This is a genomic window from Microbacterium xylanilyticum, assembly GCF_054654695.1.
The window spans coordinates 688,424-709,326 of sequence record NZ_BAAIEN010000002.1; the positions used below are offsets into that span (position 1 = coordinate 688,424).

The window sequence follows — 20,903 nt, forward strand, 5'->3', positions numbered from 1 at the left end:
ACACCATGAACTTCGACTCCATGTCGATCCTGACGATCTGGACGGCCGTCGCGATCTACGCGGCTGCGTTCATCGCGTACGCGCTCGACCTCGCCCGGCGCTCCCAGGCGGCGGCCGACGCCAAGGTCGCCGTGCCGGAGCGCGAGCTCGTCGGGGCCGCCGTGGGCGGCTCCGCCCCGACCGGCGGCACCGCGTCCGGCCGCGGCGCCGATGTGGCGACGGCGCCCGCGCCGCGCTACGTCATGGCGCGCATCGGCACGGCGCTCACCACGCTCGGCTTCCTCTTCCACCTCGCCGGGGTCGTGCTCCGCGGGATCGCCGCGGGCCGGGTGCCGTGGTCGAACATGTACGAGTTCTCCATGACGGGCACGCTGCTGATCATCGCCGTCTACATCGCGGTGAACATCTGGTACGACCTGAAGTACCTGGGCACGTTCATCGTGGGCCTGGTCGTGGTGCTGCTCGGCGGCGCCGCCACGGGCTTCTACACGCAGGTCGTGCCGCTGGCGGATCCGCTGAAGAGCGTGTGGCTGGTGATCCACGTGTTCGTCGCCTCGCTCGGCACGGCGTTCTTCGCGCTGGCCTTCGCCCTGAGCGTCTTCCAGCTCATGCAGGCCCGCCGCGAGTCCCGGATCCTCGCCGAGGCCGCCAAGCCCGGCCCGCGCTTCCTCGCGACGCTCCCCACGGCGGACCGGCTCGAGAGCCTCGCCTACCGTTTCGCGACGGTCGGATTCATCCTGTGGACGTTCACGCTGATCGCCGGATCCATCTGGGCGAACGACGCCTGGGGACGCTACTGGGGCTTCGACACCAAGGAGACCTGGACGTTCATCATCTGGGTGCTCTACGCGGGGTACATCCACGCGCGGGCGACGCGCGGCTGGCGCGGATCCCGCTCGGCGTGGCTCTCGATCGTGGGCTTCGCGGCGGTGCTGTTCAACTTCACCATCGTGAACCTGTTCTTCAAGGGCCTGCACGTCTACTCGGGTCTGAGCTGAACCGCCGGGACGCTCGGCGCGTCGCCATGAGAAGGCCCCGCGGTTCGAGGTGCGGCCGGTGAGCGCCGGCGCGCGCAGGCTCCGCCCGGGAGCGCTGCTCGTGATCGCCCTCGTGGTCATCGCGATCGCGGTCGTGGCGACCGGGATCCTGCCCGCCGCGGATGTCGGAGCGCTGGCGGGGCGGACGGTCCCCGTGCTCGGCTTCGTGGTCGCGATCACAATCGTCGCCGAGCTGGCCCGCGACGCCGCGGTGTTCGACGTGGTCGCCCAGCATCTGGCGCGCTGGGGCCGCGGGCGGGTGCTCGCGCTGTGGGGCGCGGTGATCCTGCTCGCCGTGGTCAGCACCGTCTTCCTGTCGCTGGACACGACCGCGGTGATCGTCACCCCGGTCGTGGTGCTCCTCGCCCAGGGGGTCGGCGTCTCGCCGCTGCCGTTCGCCCTCGCCACGGTGTGGCTCGCCAACACCGGATCCCTGCTGCTGCCGGTCTCGAATCTGACCAACCTGCTCGCCGCCTCGCGGATCGGGGCCGATCCTGGCGCGTTCCTCGCCCTCAGCTGGGCGCCCGCGCTCGCGGGCGTGCTCGTGCCCGTGCTGATCCTCACGGTCGCGCACCGGCGCACGCTGTGGGGCCGCTACACGGCGCCGCCGGCAGCCCGGCCGACCGACCGGGTGCTGTTCCTGGTGTCCGCCGCGGTGCTGGTGGCGCTGCTGCCGCTGCTGGCGCTCGTACGCGATGTGTGGATCCCGGCTGCGGCGGCCGCAATCGTCCTGGTGCTGCTCTTCGCGTTCCGGCGGCGTCCGGCGCTGCGGCTCGGCCTCGTGCCGTGGCAGGCGCTCGGCCTCGCCGGCGCGCTGTTCGTGATCGTCGAGGCGGCGCACGCCCGCGGGCTCGCCGCGCTCCTCGCCCCGCTCGCGGCGAACGGGCACGGCGTGGGGGAGCTGCTGCGAGTGGCGGGCATCGGGGCTCTGGCCGCGAACGGCATCGACAACCTCCCCGCCTACCTCGTGCTGGAGCCGCTCGCGTCGCACGATCCCGTCGCGCTGATGGCCCTGCTCATCGGCGTGAACCTCGGCCCTCTCGTGACGCCGTGGGCGTCGCTCGCGATCCTGCTCTGGCATCACCGGATCACCGCGCTCGGGGTGTCCGTGCCGTGGGGGCGGTTCGCGCTGTGGGGTCTCGTGGCCGCGACGTCGACGGTGGTCGCCGCCGCCCTCGCTCTCGCGATCGTCGCCTGATCCGGCGATCCGGGTGCGGCGCGTCCGGGTACAGGCGTCTGGGTATGGCGTCTGGGCACGCGCGTCCGGGTATGCGCGTCCCGGGCCGCCGTCGTGCGCGAGGCGCCGTGCGGCCCCCGCATCGGACCCGCGCAGAACGACAGGTGCGACCCCGGGGGAGGCGGGGTCGCACCTGCCGGTCGGGATCAGGCCGCGAGCGCGAGCACCGCCTTCGCGCTCGTCGTCCGCCGGGCCGTCACCGCGAGCGTGGTGGCGAGGAGCGCGAGCAGCGTCCACACCACGAGCGCCGCGATCGCGGACCCGGTGCCCTGATCGCCGAGAAGCGCGGTCGTGGCCGAGGACGTGGGCAGGAAGCCCGCGATCGTCGCGAGCCATCCGGGCAGGGTCGAGATGATCCCCGCGCCGAGCGCGGCGACGCCGATGATCGCGGCGATCCACCGGCCGACCCCGCCGAGGACGGCGACGAGCGCCTGGTTCACGGCGGCGAAGGCCACGCCGGCCAGCACCGCGACGCCGGCGAAGCCCCACCAGCGCGCGGGGTCGTAGTCGGCGATGATCTGCACCACGAGCGCGACCAGCAGGCCCTGTCCCGCCCCGAGCGCCGCCGCGGGCGCGAACGCGCCCAGGGCGAGCAGCGCGGAGGGGCGGCGCGAGGTGAGCGCGCGCGACGTGAACGCGCGCATCACGAGGAACGACACCAGGCCGCCGAACCACAGCACGACCGCCGCGAGCAGCGGGACGGCCGTGGGGCCGAACATGCCGCCCGAGGTGTCGGCCTTGACCGGATCCGCGACGACCTCGGCGAGCGACGACGCCTCGCTGTCGGTGCGCTTCGGCAGGGAGTCCGCCGCCTGGTGGAGTCCGGAGGCGAGGCTCGCCGTGCCGGTCGCGAGGGATCCGATCCCGGTACTGAGCTGGGTGGCGCCGTCGGCGAGCTGGGCCGCACCGGACTGCAGCCCCGAGGCGCCGGTGGCGAGGCTTCCGGCACCGGTCGCGCTCTGCGTCGTGCCGTCGGCGAGTGCACCGAGGCCGGAGGAGAGCTGGTTGACGCCATCGGCCGCGGCGCGGAGCTTGCCGGCCAGGGTCGCGGTGCCGTCGCTGTTGAGCTGAGTGAGGCCCGCCGAGGTTCCTGCTGCGGCCTGTGCAGCGCCATCCGCGGCGGGCTTGGCCTCGGTCGCCCCGGCAGACAGCTGGCTCAGCAACGTGCACAGCTCGGGCTGCTTCGCGGGATCGCACATGCCGCTGGCCGTGGCGAGTCCGGGCTCGAGCTGGTCCATGGCCTGCTTCACGCCGGCGGTCGCCTGCGCGGCGCTGTTCGCGGCATCCTGCAGCTTCGCGGGCACCAGCCCCTGCGCCTGCAGCTGGTCCGCACCCTGCGAAAGCCCCGCACCGATCCGGTTGGCGCCCGTCTGCGCCGACGTGATGCCGTTCGCGATGGTGCCGAGTCCGTCGGACAGCTGGGAGGCGCCGTCGGCGAGCTGCCCCGCGCCGTCCGCCAGCTTGGTCGCGCCGTCGGGCAGCGCTGCGGCGCCGGTCGCGGCCGAGGTCGCGCCGTTCGCGAGCTTGTCGGCGCCGTCCGCCGCCTCGCCGATCTTGTCCCCGAGCGTGCTGAAGCCCACGAGCACGTTCTTCATCGTGCTCTTCGAGATCTCGGTGCCCATGGTCGCCGCAGCGGTGTCCGCGATCTGATTGGCGATCAGGCCGTCCGCGGCACGGGCCTGCGGGGCGGTCGTCACCGAGATCGTCGCCTTCTCCGCAGGCTTCGAGGGATCCTGAACCGCGCTGCCGCCGGAGACCGCGGCGGCGGAGAACCCCTTCGGGATCCGCACGACCGCCTGGTAGGTGCCGTCCTTGAGGCCCGCGGCGGCGTCCTTCTCGTTCGAGACGACCCAGGTCAGGTTCTCGTCCTTCTTCCCGGTGCCCTTCACGAGCCCGGCCGAGAGCTGGCGGCCCAGCGGCGCGAGCTGCCCGTTCACGGTGACGGGCTCGTCGTCGTTCACGACCGCGGCGGTCATGCTGTCGAGGCGCTGCGTCGGATCCTGCAGCGCGGCGACCAGGACCCCGCCGAGGATCGCGGGCAGCAGGAGCACCCCGATCAGGGTGAGCGCCGTGATCGGCTTGTGCGAACGTGCGCGCTCGATCAGTGCGGACAGACGGTTCGTCATGCGGTCACCTCGTCCAGGTCGGTGGTGGGTGCGGGCGCAGCCGACGCCGGCGAGGGCGGGGGCGCGTCGAGATCGCGGGTCTGCGGATCCGCCCAGCCCGCGTCGGCGAGCAGGCGGGCGGCGGCGGAGGCGTCGGCGGAGGTGGCGAGCACGGCCAGCGGGCCGCGCCGTGCAGCGTCGCGCAGCATGGCCGCCGCCTGCTCGGTCTGCGCCAGTGTGAGACGATCGATGCCGTCGATCACCACGAGCGAGGTGCGGCCGTGCAGAGCGTCGCGCAGCTCGCGCAGCGGATCGGCGGCGGCCGCCGGCGCGTTCGACGCGGCGTCCACGAGCACGCATCCGACGTGCGCGCGCACCCACGCGGCCCGTCCGGGCAGCAGGTGCCCGGCGACGCGCAGGCGTCCCTCCGAGGGCACGCGGGCGGCGATCGCGAGCGCCACGGCGCGCCGCGCGACGTCGCTGCGGCCGGTGAGCACCAGCGCCGCACCGGCGGGGAGGCGCAGGGTGAGGCCCCGCACGGCCCCCGGGACGGTGAGCTCGTCCGAGGCCACGACGGAGTCGTCGCCGGGCCAGTCGGCCAGGTGCCGCTCGCGCTCGACCGCCTCGCCCTCGATGTCGACGCTGGGCAGGATCCGCTCGAGCCAGGCGGGGATGCGCCAGGCGCGCTCGCCGAGGATCGCCATGAGCGCGGGGATCAGCGTCATGCGCACCAGGAAGGCGTCGATCGCGATGCCCGCGGCGAGCCCCAGCGCGATGGGCTTGAGCGACGAGTCGCCCTCCGGCACGAACGCCACGAACACGGCGAACATGATGAGCCCGGCCGCGGTGACGACCTTCGCGGAGCCCGTGAAGCCGCTGCGCACCGCGCGCAGGGCCGCGGCACGACGCTTCGAGCGGTCGTCGCTGCGGGAGTCGACGTCGTGCACGTAGTCCTCCCGCATGCGGGAGACCAGGAACACCTGGTAGTCCATCGCGAGTCCGAACAGCACGCCCATGAGGATGATCGGCATGAAGCTGATGATCGGGCCGACCCGCGCCACGTGCAGCGCGTCGGCGAACCAGCCCCACTCGAACACGGCCGACACGACGCCGAACGCGGCCACGATGGAGAGCAGGTAGCCGAGCGCGGCGGTGATCGGCACCCAGATCGAGCGGAACACGATCGTGAGCAGCACGAGTGACAGGCCGATCACGAAGATCCCGAACGGCAGCAGGGCCGCGCCCAGCTGATCGGAGATGTCGATCGCGACCGCGGTGAAGCCGGTCACCTTCACGTCGATGCCGAACTTCTTGAGCCATTCGTCGTGGTGCGAACGCAGCTCGCGCACCAGGTCGGCGGTCGCCGGCGCGTCGGGGGCGGTGGTCGGGATCACCTGCACGATGCCGGTGTCGGCGGTCTGGTTCGGGGTGGCGAGGGCGATCTCGGCCACGCCGGGCAGCTTCCCGACCGCGTCGCCGAGGTCCTTCATCAACCCGACCGGATCCGTCGACGTGACGATCGTGCCGGTGAGGATGAGCGGGCCGTTGAAGCCCGGGCCGAAATGCTCCGCGGTGAGGTCGTAGTTCTCGCGCGCCTCGGATCCCTGCGGCTGCACGCCGGAGTTCGGCAGCGCGAGCGCCAGGTTCGTCGCGGGCACGGCGACGACGCCGAGCCCCAGCACGATGGCGATCGCGACGAGCACCGGATGCTTCGTGACGCCGGTCACCCAGCGCTCCGAGAAGCGGCGGCGCGGGCGCGCCTCCGTCTCGCCCTTCCGAGGACGACGGGGCCGCACGGCGCGGCCGGCGACCCGCCCCTTCAGGAAGCCCAGGATCGCGGGCGTCAGGGTCACCGCGATCAGCACGGCGATGAGCACCGCGGCCGCTGCAGCGATGCCCATGGTCGTGAGGAAGGGGATCCCGGCGAAGCCGAGCCCGATGAGGGCGATCAGCACGGTGATCCCGGCGAAGACGACGGCGGATCCGGCCGTGCCTGTGGCCCGCGATGCGGACTCCTCCGGATCCACCCCCGCGCGCACCTGGTCCTGATGTCGCGCGGTGATGAACAGCGCGTAGTCGATGCCGACGGCCAGCCCCAGCATGAGGGCGAGCAGCGGCGTGGTCGAGGAGACCGGGGCGAACGCCGTGGCGGCGAAGATCGCCGCCATCGCGACGCCCACGCCGAGCACCGCGGTGAGCAGGGGCATCCCCGCCACGACGAAAGAGCGGAAGGTGACGATCAGCACGAGCAGCGCGACGACGAGCCCGACGGCCTCGGTGATCGAGATCGCGGGGATCGACATCGAGAACAGATCGCCGCCGATGACCGCGCGGGATCCGTCCGGCAGCTCCTTCTCGAGCTCGCTCACGGCCGTGCGCAGAGTGTCCTTGGTGGCGGCGGAGACGTCGGACGCCTGGCCGTCGAACTGCATCCGCACGATCGCCGCAGAACGATCGTCGCTCACCATGCCCGTCACGTGCTCGTCGTACGGGCTCGTCGCGGCCAGCACGCCGTGCACGTCGCCGAGCTCCTTCACGGTCCGCGAGATCGGATCCTTGTAGTCCGCGTCCGTGACCCGATCGCCGGGGGCGGCGACGACGATGAACTGCGCGCTCGTGCCGCTCACCTGCGGGAAGGTGCGCTCCAGCTGCTCGAGCCCCGCCTGAGACTCGGTGCCGGGGATCGTGAACGTGTTGTCGGTGCCCTTGCCCAGGGCGAGTGCCGCGCCCCCGGCGATGCCCAGCACGAGCAGCCAGGCCACGAGCACGCGCCAGGGGTGACGGAACGACCAGCGTCCGAGCGAGGAGAGCAGTGTGGACACGGGTTCCTCCGAGGTTGCGCGAGTCGAGTTCGATACACTTGTGTATTCGATACGTGAATGTATCGTAGAACGACGAGCGCGGGATAATCTGTGCGCGGGATGTGAATCGCGCAGCGGCGCGCGATGACGGAGGTGCGGATGACCGGCAGTGCGACCAGGAGCCGGGAGAACACGCGGGCGCGGCTGCTCGAGGCGGCGGCGCTGGTGTTCGCCGAGGCGGGGCTGGACGGTGCGACCGTCGAGGCCGTCTGTGAGCGCGCCGGTTTCACGCGGGGCGCGTTCTACTCGAACTTCGAGTCCAAGGACGAGCTGTTCCTCGAGCTCGCCAGCACCGTGGGCGCCGAACGATTGGCGGCCGTGCGGGCGCGGGTCGCGGAGCTGACCGAGTCCGGTGCGCTCGCGCAGGACTGCGACGCCACCACGCTCGTGCAGCAGGTCATGGACTCGGGCAGCGACGACCGCCTGGGCGTCATGCTGCTCAGCGAGATCCGGCTGCGGGCGCTGCGCGACCCGGCCTGGGGCGCCGCTTACCTCAAGCAGGAGCAGGAGATGGTCGCCGGCATCGCCCGCATCATCGACGACATCGTCGCGAGCGGCACCATGTCGCTGCGGCTCGAGCCCGAGATCGCCGCGCGGATGCTCCTCATCGTCTGGGAGGGCATGAGCGTGCGCGGTGCGATGGCGGGCCTGGACGACGCGCAGCTGCGCCGCACCGGCAGCGCCGAACTCGGCCGGCTGGTGTCCCTGCTGCTCGGCTGAGCAGCACGTGCGTCAGCGCTGCGCCAGCACCGCGTGACAGCGCGTCAGCCGATCGATCCACCAGTCCCGGCGCTCGGTGGACGCCTGCAAGCGCTCCAGCGCGGCGGGATCCGGCGTGACGCGGGCAGCGGACACGGCGCCGTCGCGCGGGCGGGCGTCGGCGACGTCATCGGCGAAGAGCGAGGCGGTGCCGAGGCCGCAGTCGTAGTCGAGCGTCGGCAGCGCAGCGGCGAGGGCGGCTCCGAGCGAGAGTCCGACGGCGGTGTCGAGTGCGCTCGAGACGACCGCGGGCAGGCCGGCGTCGGCGACGATCTCGAGCGCTCGGCGGATCCCGCCCAGCGGCTGCGCCTTGATCACCAGCAGGTCGGCGGCGCCGGCCCTGGCGACCGCGAGCGGATCCGTCGCCTTGCGCACGCTCTCATCGGCCGCGATCGGGATGTCGAGATAGGCGGTGCGCTCGCGCAGCTCGGCGAGCTCGGCGATGCTCGCGCACGGCTGCTCGACGTACTCCAGGTCGAACGGTGCGAGGGCGTGGATCGCGCGTTCGGCCTCGTCGACGTTCCAGCCGGCGTTCGCGTCGACCCGGATCCGCCCCTCCGGTCCCATCTCCGCCCGGACCGCGCGGACGCGGGCGACGTCGTCGGCGAGCGCCTGCCCCGCCTCCGCGACCTTGACCTTCGCCGTCCGGCACCCGTCGAAGCGCGCGAGCACGGCCGGCACCTGGTCGGCCGGCACCGCCGGAACCGTGGCGTTGACCGGGATCCGGTCGCGCAGCGCGGCCGGTCGCGGATGCCAGGCGTCGGCGATCGCGGCGGCGAGCCAGGTCGCGGCCTCGGCATCGCCGTACTCGACGAACGGCGAGAACTCGGCCCACCCCTCGGGCCCCTCGAACAGCAGCGCCTGCCGTACGTCCACGTCGCGGAACCGGGTGTGCATCGGCAGCGCGACCACCCGTGCGGTGTCGAGGATCTCGGCGAGGGCGGGCAGGTCCGTCATGCCCCCATCATGCACCCGCGGAGCGCGCGCCTCGGGCTCCTCGGCTGCGACGATCCGCACAGGATGCGACGATCCGCACAGGTGTCGGCGTGGATCCGTGTGCAGATCGTGACGAGGTGTGCAGATCGTCGCAGGGGTCGGGGCGGGATCACGACCGGGAATAGGCTGGAGGCCGTGACCGAGAAGCCCGTCTCCGACCTGTTCGACCCCGCCGAGTGGACCCTCGCTCCCGGCGCAGGCGAGTACACCGACATCACCGCGCACGTCTCGAACGACGGGCGGATCGCCCGGATCGCCTTCGACCGCCCGGAGGTGCGCAACGCCTTCCGGCCGCACACGGTCGACGAGCTGTACCGGGCGCTCGACGAGGCGCGTCAGAATCCGCGGATCGGCGTGGTGCTGCTGACCGGCAACGGCCCGAGCCCGAAGGACGGCGGCTGGGCGTTCTGCTCGGGCGGCGACCAGCGCATCCGCGGCCGCGACGGGTACAAGTACTCGGACGACGAGACGGCGGTGCCGGCGGAGGCGCAGGCGCGCGCCGGCCGGCTGCACATCCTCGAGGTGCAGCGGCTCATCCGCTTCATGCCGAAGGTCGTCATCGCCGTGGTCCCGGGGTGGGCGGCCGGCGGCGGGCACTCCCTGCACGTCGTGTGCGATCTGACGATCGCGAGCGCCGAGCACGGCCGGTTCAAGCAGACCGATGCCGACGTCGGATCCTTCGATGCCGGGTACGGATCCGCGTACATGGCACGCCAGACCGGACAGAAGTTCGCCCGCGAGGTGTTCTTCCTCGCCGAGGAGTACTCCGCCGAGCGCGCGATGCAGGCGGGCGCGGTGAACCGGGTCGTGCCGCATGCCGAGCTCGAGCGGGAGGCGATCGCGATGGCCCGGACCATCCTCACGAAGTCGCCCACCGCGATCCGCATGCTCAAGTTCGCCTTCAACGCGGTCGACGACGGTCTGGTCGGCCAGCAGGTGTTCGCGGGCGAGGCGACGCGTCTGGCCTACGGCACGGACGAGGCGGTCGAGGGCCGCGACGCATTCCTCGAGAAGCGCGAGCCCGACTGGTCTCCGTACCCCTGGCACTACTGAGCATGGAACTCCTGCCCCTCGTCGGCGAGGATCCTCGCGCCGTGCACCGGGCGGTGCCGGCGGCGATCGACGGCACGGCCCCGCTCGCGCTCGGCTTCGTGCCCGGATCCGGGGATGTCGTGCCGGAGGGCACGGCGGCGGTCATCGCGACATCGGGATCCACCGGCGTTCCGAAGCGGGTCGTGCTCTCCGCCGGAGCCCTGCGCGCGAGCGCGGCGGCGACCGCGCAGCGCATCGGATCGGGCCGCTGGCTGCTCGCGCTGTCCGCGGGCTACGTCGCCGGGCTCCAGGTGCTCGTGCGCGCGCACCTTGCCGGCACGGAGCCGGTGGCGCTGGACGGACGGTTCACGCCGGCGTCGTTCGTCGCGGGGACCCGCGAGCTCGGTGCAGGGCCCCGGTACACCTCGCTGGTGCCGGCGCAGCTGGCGACCCTGCTGGACGCGGCCGACGACGGCGACGTGCGCGCCGCACTCGGCTCCTACGAGGCGCTGCTCATCGGCGGGCAGGCGCTGTCGCCGGCCCTGCGCGAACGCGCAGCCGATGCCGGCGCGCGCATCGTGCGCACGTACGGATCCAGCGAGACCGCGGGCGGCTGCGTGTACGACGGCGTTCCGCTGGACGGCGTGGAGGCCGTCTCCGTCGACGGTGAGATCCGCCTCACCGGGCCCACTCTCGCCGACGGGTACCTGGGCGACGCGGAGCTGACCGCACGCGTGTTCGTCACCGACACGATCGGAGCACGGTGGTACCGCAGCGGCGACGCCGGAACGGTCGCCGGCGGCCGCGTCACGGTGACCGGCCGGACCGACAACGTGATCGTGTCGGGCGGCATCAACGTCTCCCTCGACCGGGTGGAGCATGCCGTGCACGCGGTGCCGGGTCTCGAGGGTGCCGTGGTCGTCGCCGTGGACGACGCGCGCTGGGGTCAGGCGTCGGCGATCGTCGCCACGGGGCCGGACGACGCAGCGAAGGCGCTGCTGGCCGCCGCGCGCGACCGGGTCGCGGCCGACGTGGGGGCGCCCGCACGCCCCGCCCGGATCCTGATGCTCGCCGAGCTTCCCGTGCTGCCCTCCGGCAAGCCCGACCGTCGCGCGATCGCCGCCCTCGCCGGCGCGCGCAGTGCCAGGGATACATCTCCCGGCGGATGAGGAAGCCGGATCCGGTCGCGTACCGTGAGGGAGTGCTTCGCCCCGTCCCGCGCTTCTGGCTCCTGTTCGACATCGTGGGCAGCGCCGTCGGGCTGCTGCTGACGCTGCCGCTGACCTTCGCCTTCGCCGCGGGCACCATGAGCCGCTGGGTCCCGGACGGCATCGTTTCGTACGCGCTCGTGCTGCTCGTCGCGGTGATCCTCTGGGGCGCCGCCGCGATCAGCCGGATCGCGCCCCCGCTCGCCCTGATCGTGGCCTGGGTCGGCGCGCTGCTGCAGATGGCGTGCGGCTTCTCGCCGGGCGCCTACGATCTCGCGATCCTCGGCGTGCTGTTCGCGACCTCGGCGTGGGGATCGATGCGACTGCTGTGGCTCGGCGGCGGGTCCGCGCTCGGCGGCGGGCTCATCGCGGGCCTGTACATGTCGCTGGTCAACGAGCAGGACCTCATCCAGGACGCGGCGACCGGGCTGAGGGTGGCCGTCCTGGCCGGCCTCCTCGGAGCCGTCTCCGTGCTCACCCTGGTGATGGCCTGGGGTGCGGGTGTGCTCTGGCGGCTGGTGCTGCGGGGACGCAGCACCAGGGAGGCGCAGGTGCGCGCCGAGGCGATCGCCATGGCCGAGCAGGAGCGGGTGCGGATCGCCCGTGACATGCACGACGTGGTCGCGCACTCCCTGGCCGTGGTGATCGCGCAGTCCGACGGCGCCCGGTACGCCGCGGCCGCCGACCCGGCGCAGGCGACGGCGGCCCTCACCACGATCGGGCAGACCGCGCGGGCGGCCCTCTCCGATGTGCGGCTGCTTCTCGCGCAGCTCCGGCACAGCGAGGGGGAGGGGCCGCAGCCGACGCTCGCCGACCTGGAGACCCTCTACGCGCAGGTGCGCGCCGCCGGGGTCGAGCCGCGGGTCACCGTCGACCCGACCCCGCCCGGGGAGCCGTCCGCCTCGATCCAGCTGGCGGTGTACCGGATCCTGCAGGAGGCGCTGACGAACGCCATCCGGCACGGCGCAGGCGACGTCGACGTGCGGCTGAGCTGGTACGCCGACGCGGTGCACCTCGAGGTGCGCAACGCGGTTCCCCCGGCGCCCCGGCAGGCGTCACCCGACGGGCACGGCCTCATCGGCATGCGCGAGCGCGCCCAGCTCGTCGGCGGCACCTTCAGCGCGCAGCCCGAGGACGGGGCCTTCGTCGTGCGCGCCGCGCTCCCGGTCGCACCGGTCGCGGCGTGACGGATGACAGACTCGAGAGCGGGGGCCGCGGCGAGCGGCGCCCAGGGGGAGGCAGGATGATCCGGGTCGTGCTGGTCGACGACCAGGCGCTGTTCCGCGCCGGGATTCGCATGCTCGTCGCCTCTCAGCCCGACCTCGAGGTCGTCGGCGAGGCCGGAGACGGGCAGGAGGCCATTCAGGTCGTGCGCGCCACCCGGCCCGATGTCGTGATGATGGACATCCGGATGCCGGTCATGGACGGCCTGACCGCCACCGCGCACATCCTCGACGAGCCGGATCCGCCGCGCATCGTCATGCTCACCACCTTCGACCTCGACGAGGCGGCCGCCAGGGCGATCCGCCAGGGCGCCAGCGGCTTCCTGCTCAAGGACGCGGATCCCGAGTTCCTCCTCGCGGCCATCCGCACCGTGCACTCCGGGTCCAGCGTGATTGCGGCGTCGGCGACCCGCGAGCTGTTCGCGCACTTCGCGGGCCCCGCGCGGGTGCCCGTGCCGCCGAGCTACCACGACCTCACCGAACGCGAGAAGGAGATCTTCGCGCTGGCGGCCCGCGGCCTGTCCAACGCCGAGATCGCGGCTCGGGAGTTCCTCTCCGAGGCCACGGTGAAGACGCACATCAGCCGCATCCTGACGAAGCTCGCGCTGCGCGACCGGGTGCAGCTCGTCGTGTTCGCCTTCGAGCACGGCCTGAACTAGACCGCGAGCGCGACGCTGCGGCGCGACGGAGGCGGTTCGGGAGGCGCCGGGGCGCTCTACGCGGTTGCGCCTTCGCCGTCGTGCAGCTGTTCCAGCAGCGCACGCGCGGCCCGCGTCGGCCCGGGCCGCCACACCACGCCGAGCCGCGATCGCACCCCGGGCGCGTCGATGGGGATCGCGCGGATCCCGACCCAGCGACGACAGGTCGCCGCGCTCACGACGCCGACACCGAGCCCCCGGACGGCGAGCTTCTCCAGGACCGCCGGCGTGGACACCTCCCAGCGCGGCCCGCCTCCGCGGGGAAGGCCTGCGAGGAGCGCGTCGAGCGCCGCGCGGTCGCCCGTGCCCTCGGGCAGCGCGATGAGGTCCATGCCGGTCAGCTCGCCGGGGCGGATCGTGCGCCGCGCCGCCCACGGGTGGTCGGGGGAGACCACTGCCACCAGCGGATCGTCGAAGATCGCCCTCGCTTCAAGGCCCTCCGGCGGCCGTTCGGCCCAGGCGACGAGGGCGACGTCGAGCTCGCCGCGGCGCACGGCCCGGGCCAGACGGCTCGAGGTGTCCTCCCGCAGGCGCAGGTCCAGCCCGGGGTGGGCGGCCCCGATCTCTGCGAGCGCGTCGTAGAAGACGGGCCAGGTGAGGCCGAACACCGTCCCCACGCGCAGGGATCCGAGCAGCAGCCCGCGCAGGTCGGCGGCGGTGGCGGCGATCTCGCCGACCGCCTCGACCGCGGCGCGGATGACCGGGAGCAGGCGCTCTCCGTCGTCGGTGAGAGCGACCCGGCGCGCGCTGCGGTCGAACAGGGCGACCCCGAGCTCGCGCTCGAGCTTCTGCACCTGTGTGCTCACGCCCGACTGGCTCACGTGCACCACGTCCGCGGCCGCGGTGAAGGAGCCCGTCTCCACGACGGCGAGGACATATCTCAGCTGATGAAGTTCCATCTCTCCCGCAGATGATAGCGATCGGATCCAGCTGTTGGACATATGAAACCGCGGGCGCGAGTCTGAGGGGGACGAAAGGAACACCATGAACACGACCGAGAACACCGCCGTCCGCGAGGAGACCGTCCCGGTGCCCGTCCGGCTCGACATCGACACCGTCGCTCCGCGCTTCTCCCGCGCGCTCGCGGGACTGGACGCCGCCATGGTCCGCGAGCTCGACGCCGCGGGCATCGACGCGGGGCTGCGCGAACTGGTGCGCCTGCGCGCCTCGCAGATCAACGGCTGCAGCTACTGCGTGGACCTGCATTCCGGCGACGCGGCGAAGGCCGGCGAGACCGCCGCGCGGATCGCGGCGGTCGCGGTCTGGCAGGAGTCGCCGTTCTTCACCGCCCGCGAGCGGGCTGCGCTGCAGCTCACCGAGAGCATCACCCGGGTCGCGGAGACCCGCGTGCCCGACGCGGACTGGGCGGCCGCCGCCACCCGGTTCTCCCCGGAGGAGCTCGGCGCCCTCGTCTCCCTGATCGTGGTGATCAACGCCTGGAACGCCGTCGGCGTCTCGACCCACGCCTGGACCGGTTCGATGTGACCCGGGTCGCCTGATGCCGCCGGAAGTCTCAGCGGACTCTCAGAAGTCTAGACTGTCTATGCATCGATGATCTGGGTAATGTCGGCGGCATGGCAGACGACCGACTTCGAGGCAACCTCGAGATGCTGATCCTGGCGACGCTGGCACGCGGATCCGCGCACGGCTACGCGCTTGCGGAGGCGCTGCGCGCGGCCAGCGGCGGCGAGTTCGACGTGCCGGAGGGCTCCCTCTATCCGGCGCTGCACCGGCTGGAGCGCAGTGGCGCGATCGCGAGCGAATGGGTGCACGACAGCCGGCGGCGGCGGGTCTACGCGATCACCGCCGCCGGCGCCACCCGGCTCGCCCACGAGACGAGCGCCTGGCGCCGCTTCGCGGACGGCGTCGCATCGACGCTGGCCGCCGGCGCGGCGCTCCCGGCGGCCGGGCAGGGGGCGTGAGATGAGCGACGCGATCGATCGCTATGTCGCCGCGTTGGCCGACCGGCTCGGCGCCGGCCGCGACGCCTGGCGCCTCCTCGCCGAGACGGATGCGCACCTGCGCGACGCGCAGGCCGCGCTGCAGGCGGAGGGGATGGATCCGGAGGCCGCCGCGGAGTCCGCGGTCGCGCGATTCGGCGACCCGGCGGCCGCGGCGAAGGCGCCCTCCCCGCGCCGGCGTGCGCTCGGCCTCCTCGGCGGCGGGTGGCTCGTGGTGGCGCTCGGGCTCGTCGTGATCGGCGTCAGCGGGCTGGTCTCGTGGGCGCTCGAAGCGCTCTTCGGCCCCGCCTTCCTCGCGGGGGACGCCTACGGCGTGACCTACACGGCCACGCGCTGCGCCGACTTCCTGAGCTTCTTCCCGCAGGCGGGCAGCTGCGCTGCAGCCGCGGCGATGCACCACTCCGATGAGATCGTCTCGGAGCGCCTCGCGGCCGGGGTGCTCGGACTGCTCCTGCTGCTGGTGTGGCTGCTCGTGCGGAGCATCCGCGGCGCCGTCCCGATCGCGCGCGAGCACCGGCGTCTGCTGCTCGTCGCGAGCGCGGTGGCGTTCTGCGGCGTCGGAGCGTTCGCCTTCGGCTGGGGCGCCCTGTCCGTCGTGCTGGACCTCGTCCGCGGCCTGGCGGTCGCCGGCGTGGGCGTGCGGCTCAGCGACGGCGCGATCGCCCTCGCAGCCGGCGTCGTGGCGCTGGTTCTGCTCGTGCGGTTCCTCCGCCGAGGCCTGGCGGTCCGGCCCACCGTCTGACCCGCCCTGCGCCCGTGCCTGTGGCCGTGGCCAGGGATCATCCTGCAGATGTAGGCGGATGCTCCCGGAGGCCGACGCGCCGGCCGGATCCGGATCCGTAGCGTCGAAGCCATGGAGATCACGACGACCGACCTGGGGCTCGCTGCCCGCGTCCAGCACCTCACCAAGACCTACGGATCCGGGGAGGGCGCGGTGCGTGCCCTCGACGACGTGAGCGTCGGCATCCGCCGTGGCCAGTTCACCGCGATCATGGGCGCATCCGGCTCCGGCAAGTCCACCCTGATGCACATCATGGCGGGCCTGGACACTCCGACCCGCGGCCGCGCCTGGATCGGCGACACCGAGATCACCGGCCTCGGCGACCTCGACCTCACGATCCTGCGCCGACGCCGCGTCGGGTTCATCTTCCAGGCGTTCAACCTGGTGCCCACCCTCGACGCGCTCGGCAACATCCTGCTGCCGTTCGAGCTCGACGGGCGCCGTCCGTCGGCGATCGAGCGGGCCCGGATCGATTCGCTCGTCGAGATCCTCGGGATCGGGCCGCGGCTGCGGCACCGTCCGCACCAGCTCTCCGGCGGGCAGCAGCAGCGGGTGGCGATCGCCCGGGCGCTGGCCACCGCGCCGGATCTGGTCTTCGCCGACGAGCCCACCGGCAACCTCGACTCCGCGTCCGGCCGCGAGGTGCTGCAGCTGCTCTCGACCGCGAGCCGGGAGCAGGGGCAGTCTATCGCCATGGTCACCCACGACGCGGTCGCCGCCAGCTACGCCGACCGGGTGCTGTTCCTCGGGGACGGGCGCATCGTGGCCGACCATCCCCGTCGCAGCGCCGACGAGATCGCCGGGCTCATGCTGTCCGGCGGTGCGGCGGCCGATGCCGTGCCCGCGGGGGTGACGGCATGACCGCCGTCGCGCCGACCCTCATGGAGACGCCGCTGACCCCGTCGCGGATCGCCTTCCTCCGCGAGCGCGGCATGGGCGCGAGCGTGTTCGTCGCCGCGCTCACCACCGCGTTCGGCGTGATCCTCGTCGACACGACCGGATACCTCGGCGCACTGCTGCAGAGCGACCCCACGATCGGCGACAGCGGCACGCTCGCGTACGTCGTGCAGATCCTGTCGGTGCTGCTGACGGCGGTCGCGATGTACGTCGCCGCCATCGTCACGGCGAACACGTTCTCGACCATCGTCGCCGGCCGCACCCGCCGGATCGCGCTGCTGCGCCTCATCGGCGCCTCGGCGCGTGCGCAGCGGGCCGAGGTCGCCGGCCAGGGCCTCACTGTGGGCGTCCTGGGATCGGTGCTCGGCCTCGTCGCCGGAGTGCTGCTGAGCTGGGCCGGGATCGCGATCGGGTCGGCGGCGTTCGCGCACCCTCCGCTCGGCTTCTCGCCGCTGCAGCCCGGCGTGCTGATCCCCGCTGTCGGGGTGGCGCTCACCACCTGGGTCGCGGCGTGGGCGGGGTCCCGGCGAGTCCTGACCGTCACCCCGCTGCAGGCGCTCGCCGGATCCGCCGAGCGCAGCGCCGCGGAGATCGGCTCAGTCTCCTCGCGGCACCTCGGCGCCATCACGATGTTCGTGCTCGGCGGCGCGCTCCTCGCCGCCGGCGTCGTCTACGGGCTGACGTCGCCGCTGGGGGTCGTGGTCGCGTTCTTCGGCGGCGTCTTCTCGTTCACGGGGCTCGCGATCGGCTCGGCGCTGATCATGCCGCCGGTGCTGCGCATGGTCGGGCGGCTGTTCGGACGCAGCGCCACCGCGCGGCTCGCGGCGGAGAACGCGCTGCGCCACCCCGAGCGGTCCAGCCGGATGGCGATCGGCGTGGTCATGGGCGTCACGCTGGTCACGATGTTCGCGGTGGCGATGGAGTCGGCCAAGGCGCTGATGCTGCGCACGAGCGCCGAGGAGCTCCCGGCGGGCTTCTTCGCCCCCTTCGACGCGTTCGCCACGGTGATGATGGTGCTCGTCGCGGTGTCGGCGGTGATCGCCGCCGTCGGGCTGGTGAACCTGCTCACCATCGGCGTCGTGCAGCGCCGGCGCGAGCTGGGGCTCCTGCGCGCGATCGGGCTGAGCGGCCGTCAGGTGCGCCGGATGGTCCTCCTCGAGGCGGCGCACGTGACGATCGCCGCCACCGCGACGGGGCTGGTGCTCGGCATCGCCTACGGGTGGATCGCGGCGCAGTCGCTGCTCGGATCCGTGCCGTCGCTGCCCGACTTCCACCCGGCGGGCTTCATCCTGCCCGTCGTGCCCTGGGCCCCCGTCGCCGCGATCGTCGCGGCCACGGCCGTGCTCACGCTCGTGGCGTCCGTGGCGCCGACCCGCCTCGCGACGCGTGTCGCGCCCGTCGAGGCGCTCGCCGCGGACTGATCGGAGCGGGGTGGGCCGCGGCGGGGCCGTCGTCCGAGCGGGCGGCGGCCCTGTCCCAGCCGCGGGCGAGGCGGCGGATCCGCCAGCCGCGCCACTGCCACGCCGCCCACAGCACGGGCAGGAGCAGGGCGGATCCGGGTCCGCCGAACACGAGGCGGTCCCGCCAGAGCGTGCGGCCGTCCGGCAGCGGCGAGACGGCCATGCGGTGGTCCCAGACGTCGAGCGAGGCGAGCGGGCCCGTCAGCGGGATGCCGCTGTCGCGCAGGATCCGCACGGTCTCGCCCTGGTGCTCCCGCGTCTCGTCGTACGCGCCGATGAGCTGCGTGCCGACCGGCACCGCGCCGAACAGGCGCAACCGCACCGCCGAGTGCAGCAGCGACTCCTCGTCGGCGAGCGTGAGCGGCTCGACCACCAGCACGGGGGCGTAGAGCGCGGCCAGCACCGCCGGCGAATGCAGCGCCGCCCAGGCCGCGTCGGCGCTCGCGCGGATCCGGAACCTCAGCTGCACCTCGTGCAGTCCCGGCGGGGCGGTCATCGTGGCACCACGGCCGCGCGGCGGTCGGCGGCGGTGATCTCGCGGCGGGTCCAGACCAGCAGGAAGCGCTCGTCGTAGCGGCGCGAGCAGCGTGCGCACGACGACGCCCGCGTGGGGCGGCGGTGCCGGTAGGTCACGTGCCCGGTGGGGCAGCGGCCCACCCAGGGCGCCAGCTCGGTCGCGGTCTCACCGCGATGCGTGGTGCCGCCGACGTAGCCGAGCGAACGGGCGACGCGCTTCCAGGCGGCGCCGTGCGCGGCGTCGTGGCCGGCGAGGGCGTGCGCGACCTCGTGCAGCAGCACCTGGTGGATCTCGTCGTCCTCGAACCGTGCGGCGAGGTAGCGGGAGACGGTGATCCGCTTGTCGCGGTAGTTGCAGGCGCCCGCGCGGCGCTTCGCGTTGTCGAAGCCGAACGACCAGCCCGGATCCAGATGCAGCCGGATCAGCGCCTCGCCCCAGACCCGGACTCGTTCCAACTCGGCCATGCACTCACGTTAGGCGACGCCGGGGACATTCCGGCGCACGGCGGCGCCGCGCGCGCACCGCACGCGGCTGGCGAGGAACGCTCAGCCGTTGACGGCGATCGGGTCGCGGCGACGCTCCACGGCCTCGATCGCGAGCAGCGCCGCCTCGAGCTCGTCGTCGGTCGCGCCCGCCTCACGACGCAGGAAGAGCGTCCGCTTGAAGCTCTCCCTGGCCTGCTCGTAGTCGCCGGCCTCGAACGCGTTGCGGCCCCGGTGCTGGTGCGCGAACGCTGCGATCGGCACCCAGCCCTGGCCCTCCGCCTCGGCCACGCAGGTCGCGAGCTCGTGATCGGCGGCGCCGTGCGCACGGCGGTACTGCAGCACGGTCGCGTGCAGCACGCGCGCACGGATGAGGTCCTTGCGGGTGCCGGCCATGCGCGCCTGGCGCACCGCTTCGTCGGCCAGCACGAGCGCGTCGTCGAGGCGGCCGAGCACCTTCAGCAGCCAGACCCGCTCGAGCATCGAGGGGAGACTGCGCTGGTCGCCGATCTCCTCGAGTCGCGCCTCGCACTCCGAGGGATCAACGAGCTCGCGCAGAGAGTCCGGGTCGTATCCCTTGATGTAGCCCACGCGCGCCCTCCTGTACTGCTTGCACCGCTCGCCGTGTGCCTTCCAGTCTGCCTGCGGATCCCGGGCATCGCCGAAGGAGCCGGGGCGTGCCGCGGATCCGTCCGCATTCGTCGGGCGAATCGCCTCCAGAGGGGGCTCGGCGCAAGCGGGGCGACCGGACGTCAGCGCAGGAACACCCCGGCGTCCGGCCGCGGGGACGCGACCGCCGTCGCATCGGTGACGATGGACGCGTCCTTCGCGAACGCCGCGACCTCGGCGCCGTGCGCGAGCTTGGCCGGATGCGGGCCTGCGCCGAGGATCCGCGGCAGCGCGTCGGCGGGCAGCGGCGCGGCCGATGCCGCGAGCACGAGGTTGCCGAACCTGCGGCCCTTGAGGATCTGCGCATCGGCGAGGATCGCGACCTCCGGCAGCACCGCGCGGATCGTCGCCACCTGCCGTCGCGCGAAGGCGAGGCCGGGACCGTCGGCGACGTTCACGAGCAGCACGCCCGCCGGGGCGAGCAGCTGAGCGAGCTCGCCGTAGAACTCGACGCTGGTCAGGTGCGCGGGCGTCTGCGCCCCCGAGTACACGTCGGCGACCACCAGGTCGACGGCCCCGGTCATCGCCGGCGGCAGCCGCCGCACGCCCTCCCGGGCATCGCCGATCCGGATCCGGATCGCAGCTCCCCGCGGCAGCGGCAGGTGCTCGCGCACGAGCTCGACGAGCGGCGCCTCCAGCTCGATCACCTGCTGCCGGGAGCCCGGCCGGGTGGCGGCGATGTAGCGCGGGATGGTCAGTGCGCCGGCGCCCAGGTGCACGGCGGTGATCGGCGCGCCTGGGGACGAGAGCTGGTCGATCAGCGCACCCATCCGCACGATGTACTCGAAGTGCAGATGGGTCGGATCGGCCGGATCCACGTGCGACTGCGGCGTCTCATCGATGAGGAGCTCGAACCCGCCGCCGAACTCCGCGGGGACCACGCGGGCGATCCCTCCGGATCCCAGCCGTGCGGCGGGGTGCTCGGTGTCCTTCGCGCGTGCTCTGCCCATGCGACGAGCGTAGGCGGATCCGGCGCGGCG

The 20,903-nt window shown here is 73.3% G+C and carries 20 protein-coding genes; 12 read left to right on the forward strand and 8 right to left on the reverse strand.

Translation table 11 applies throughout. From position 1 onward, the window contains the following. Positions 1 to 5: 5 nt before the first annotated feature. Both ccsB and ACYQ1L_RS03840 read left to right on the forward strand, forming a co-directional pair. On the forward strand, positions 6 to 998 hold the full coding sequence (ccsB, locus tag ACYQ1L_RS03835; protein ID WP_460002937.1) for a c-type cytochrome biogenesis protein CcsB: 993 nt from the start codon (positions 6 to 8) through the stop codon (positions 996 to 998). Between the two features lie 58 nt (positions 999 to 1,056). After that, positions 1,057 to 2,235 (forward strand): SLC13 family permease, encoded by a 1,179-nt coding sequence (locus tag ACYQ1L_RS03840; protein ID WP_460002938.1) that lies wholly within the window; start codon positions 1,057 to 1,059, stop codon positions 2,233 to 2,235. 185 nt (positions 2,236 to 2,420) lie between these two features. Here the strand turns inward: ACYQ1L_RS03840 and ACYQ1L_RS03845 are convergent, their stop codons facing one another. Then, positions 2,421 to 4,400: a YhgE/Pip domain-containing protein gene (locus ACYQ1L_RS03845; protein WP_460002939.1), complete on the reverse strand. Its 1,980-nt coding sequence runs from the start codon at positions 4,398 to 4,400 to the stop codon at positions 2,421 to 2,423. After that, positions 4,397 to 7,201 (reverse strand): MMPL family transporter, encoded by a 2,805-nt coding sequence (locus ACYQ1L_RS03850; RefSeq protein WP_460002940.1) that lies wholly within the window; start codon positions 7,199 to 7,201, stop codon positions 4,397 to 4,399. Before ACYQ1L_RS03850 ends, ACYQ1L_RS03845 begins: the two co-directional genes overlap by 4 nt. 138 nt (positions 7,202 to 7,339) lie before the next feature. Here ACYQ1L_RS03850 and ACYQ1L_RS03855 point away from each other — a divergent pair, with 138 nt between their 5' ends. Then, complete coding sequence (locus ACYQ1L_RS03855) at positions 7,340 to 7,960, forward strand: TetR/AcrR family transcriptional regulator (RefSeq protein ID WP_460002941.1); 621 nt, start codon at positions 7,340 to 7,342, stop codon at positions 7,958 to 7,960. Between the two features lie 12 nt (positions 7,961 to 7,972). Here the strand turns inward: ACYQ1L_RS03855 and ACYQ1L_RS03860 are convergent, their stop codons facing one another. Beyond that, complete coding sequence (locus ACYQ1L_RS03860; RefSeq protein WP_460002942.1) at positions 7,973 to 8,956, reverse strand: o-succinylbenzoate synthase; 984 nt, start codon at positions 8,954 to 8,956, stop codon at positions 7,973 to 7,975. A gap of 174 nt (positions 8,957 to 9,130) precedes the next feature. Here ACYQ1L_RS03860 and ACYQ1L_RS03865 point away from each other — a divergent pair, with 174 nt between their 5' ends. Genes ACYQ1L_RS03865 through ACYQ1L_RS03880 form a run of 4 tightly spaced genes read left to right on the forward strand, consistent with a single transcriptional unit; the run spans position 9,131 to position 13,117 of the window. After that, positions 9,131 to 10,048 (forward strand): 1,4-dihydroxy-2-naphthoyl-CoA synthase, encoded by a 918-nt coding sequence (locus ACYQ1L_RS03865; RefSeq protein WP_460002943.1) that lies wholly within the window; start codon positions 9,131 to 9,133, stop codon positions 10,046 to 10,048. Positions 10,049 to 10,050: 2 nt separating this feature from the next. Beyond that, on the forward strand, positions 10,051 to 11,196 hold the full coding sequence (locus ACYQ1L_RS03870) for an AMP-binding protein (protein ID WP_460002944.1): 1,146 nt from the start codon (positions 10,051 to 10,053) through the stop codon (positions 11,194 to 11,196). Between the two features lie 32 nt (positions 11,197 to 11,228). Further along, a complete protein-coding gene (locus ACYQ1L_RS03875) occupies positions 11,229 to 12,422 on the forward strand; it encodes a sensor histidine kinase (protein WP_460002945.1) in 1,194 nt (397 codons plus the stop codon). Positions 12,423 to 12,478: 56 nt separating this feature from the next. Continuing rightward, entirely contained in the window at positions 12,479 to 13,117 is a 639-nt protein-coding gene (locus ACYQ1L_RS03880; protein ID WP_460002946.1) for a response regulator, read from the forward strand. 56 nt (positions 13,118 to 13,173) lie between these two features. On the opposite strand, the gene ACYQ1L_RS03885 is transcribed toward ACYQ1L_RS03880, so the two are convergent. Beyond that, complete coding sequence (locus tag ACYQ1L_RS03885; RefSeq protein WP_460002947.1) at positions 13,174 to 14,055, reverse strand: LysR family transcriptional regulator; 882 nt, start codon at positions 14,053 to 14,055, stop codon at positions 13,174 to 13,176. Positions 14,056 to 14,140: 85 nt separating this feature from the next. On the opposite strand from ACYQ1L_RS03885, the gene ACYQ1L_RS03890 reads away from it, so the two are divergent. The 5 genes from ACYQ1L_RS03890 (at position 14,141) to ACYQ1L_RS03910 (ending at position 18,216) form a co-directional block, all read left to right on the forward strand. Beyond that, positions 14,141 to 14,641 carry a carboxymuconolactone decarboxylase family protein gene (locus ACYQ1L_RS03890; RefSeq protein WP_460002948.1) on the forward strand — a complete coding sequence of 167 codons (501 nt, stop codon included), beginning with the start codon at positions 14,141 to 14,143 and terminating at the stop codon, positions 14,639 to 14,641. Between the two features lie 89 nt (positions 14,642 to 14,730). Beyond that, complete coding sequence (locus ACYQ1L_RS03895) at positions 14,731 to 15,078, forward strand: PadR family transcriptional regulator (RefSeq protein ID WP_460002949.1); 348 nt, start codon at positions 14,731 to 14,733, stop codon at positions 15,076 to 15,078. Position 15,079: 1 nt separating this feature from the next. Then, a complete protein-coding gene (locus ACYQ1L_RS03900) occupies positions 15,080 to 15,859 on the forward strand; it encodes a permease prefix domain 1-containing protein (protein WP_460002950.1) in 780 nt (259 codons plus the stop codon). Between the two features lie 111 nt (positions 15,860 to 15,970). Next, the gene (locus ACYQ1L_RS03905) at positions 15,971 to 16,759 is read left to right on the forward strand and encodes an ABC transporter ATP-binding protein (RefSeq protein ID WP_460002951.1); all 789 of its coding nucleotides are present in this window, start codon (positions 15,971 to 15,973) and stop codon (positions 16,757 to 16,759) included. Next, a complete protein-coding gene (locus tag ACYQ1L_RS03910; protein WP_460002952.1) occupies positions 16,756 to 18,216 on the forward strand; it encodes an ABC transporter permease in 1,461 nt (486 codons plus the stop codon). Before ACYQ1L_RS03905 ends, ACYQ1L_RS03910 begins: the two co-directional genes overlap by 4 nt. Here ACYQ1L_RS03910 and ACYQ1L_RS03915 read toward each other — a convergent pair. The 4 genes from ACYQ1L_RS03915 to ACYQ1L_RS03930 form a co-directional block, all read right to left on the reverse strand. Beyond that, positions 18,140 to 18,751 (reverse strand): hypothetical protein, encoded by a 612-nt coding sequence (locus ACYQ1L_RS03915; RefSeq protein WP_460002953.1) that lies wholly within the window; start codon positions 18,749 to 18,751, stop codon positions 18,140 to 18,142. The two genes, ACYQ1L_RS03910 and ACYQ1L_RS03915, sit on opposite strands and share 77 nt — an antisense overlap. Next, positions 18,748 to 19,236, reverse strand: coding sequence for a SprT-like domain-containing protein (locus tag ACYQ1L_RS03920; RefSeq protein WP_159576797.1), 489 nt, complete (start codon positions 19,234 to 19,236; stop codon positions 18,748 to 18,750). The genes ACYQ1L_RS03915 and ACYQ1L_RS03920 overlap by 4 nt, the downstream gene beginning before the upstream one ends. A gap of 81 nt (positions 19,237 to 19,317) precedes the next feature. Next, positions 19,318 to 19,845: a hypothetical protein gene (locus ACYQ1L_RS03925; RefSeq protein ID WP_159576796.1), complete on the reverse strand. Its 528-nt coding sequence runs from the start codon at positions 19,843 to 19,845 to the stop codon at positions 19,318 to 19,320. 161 nt (positions 19,846 to 20,006) lie between these two features. Further along, positions 20,007 to 20,873 (reverse strand): spermidine synthase, encoded by an 867-nt coding sequence (locus ACYQ1L_RS03930; protein WP_460002954.1) that lies wholly within the window; start codon positions 20,871 to 20,873, stop codon positions 20,007 to 20,009. Positions 20,874 to 20,903: the final 30 nt, after the last annotated feature.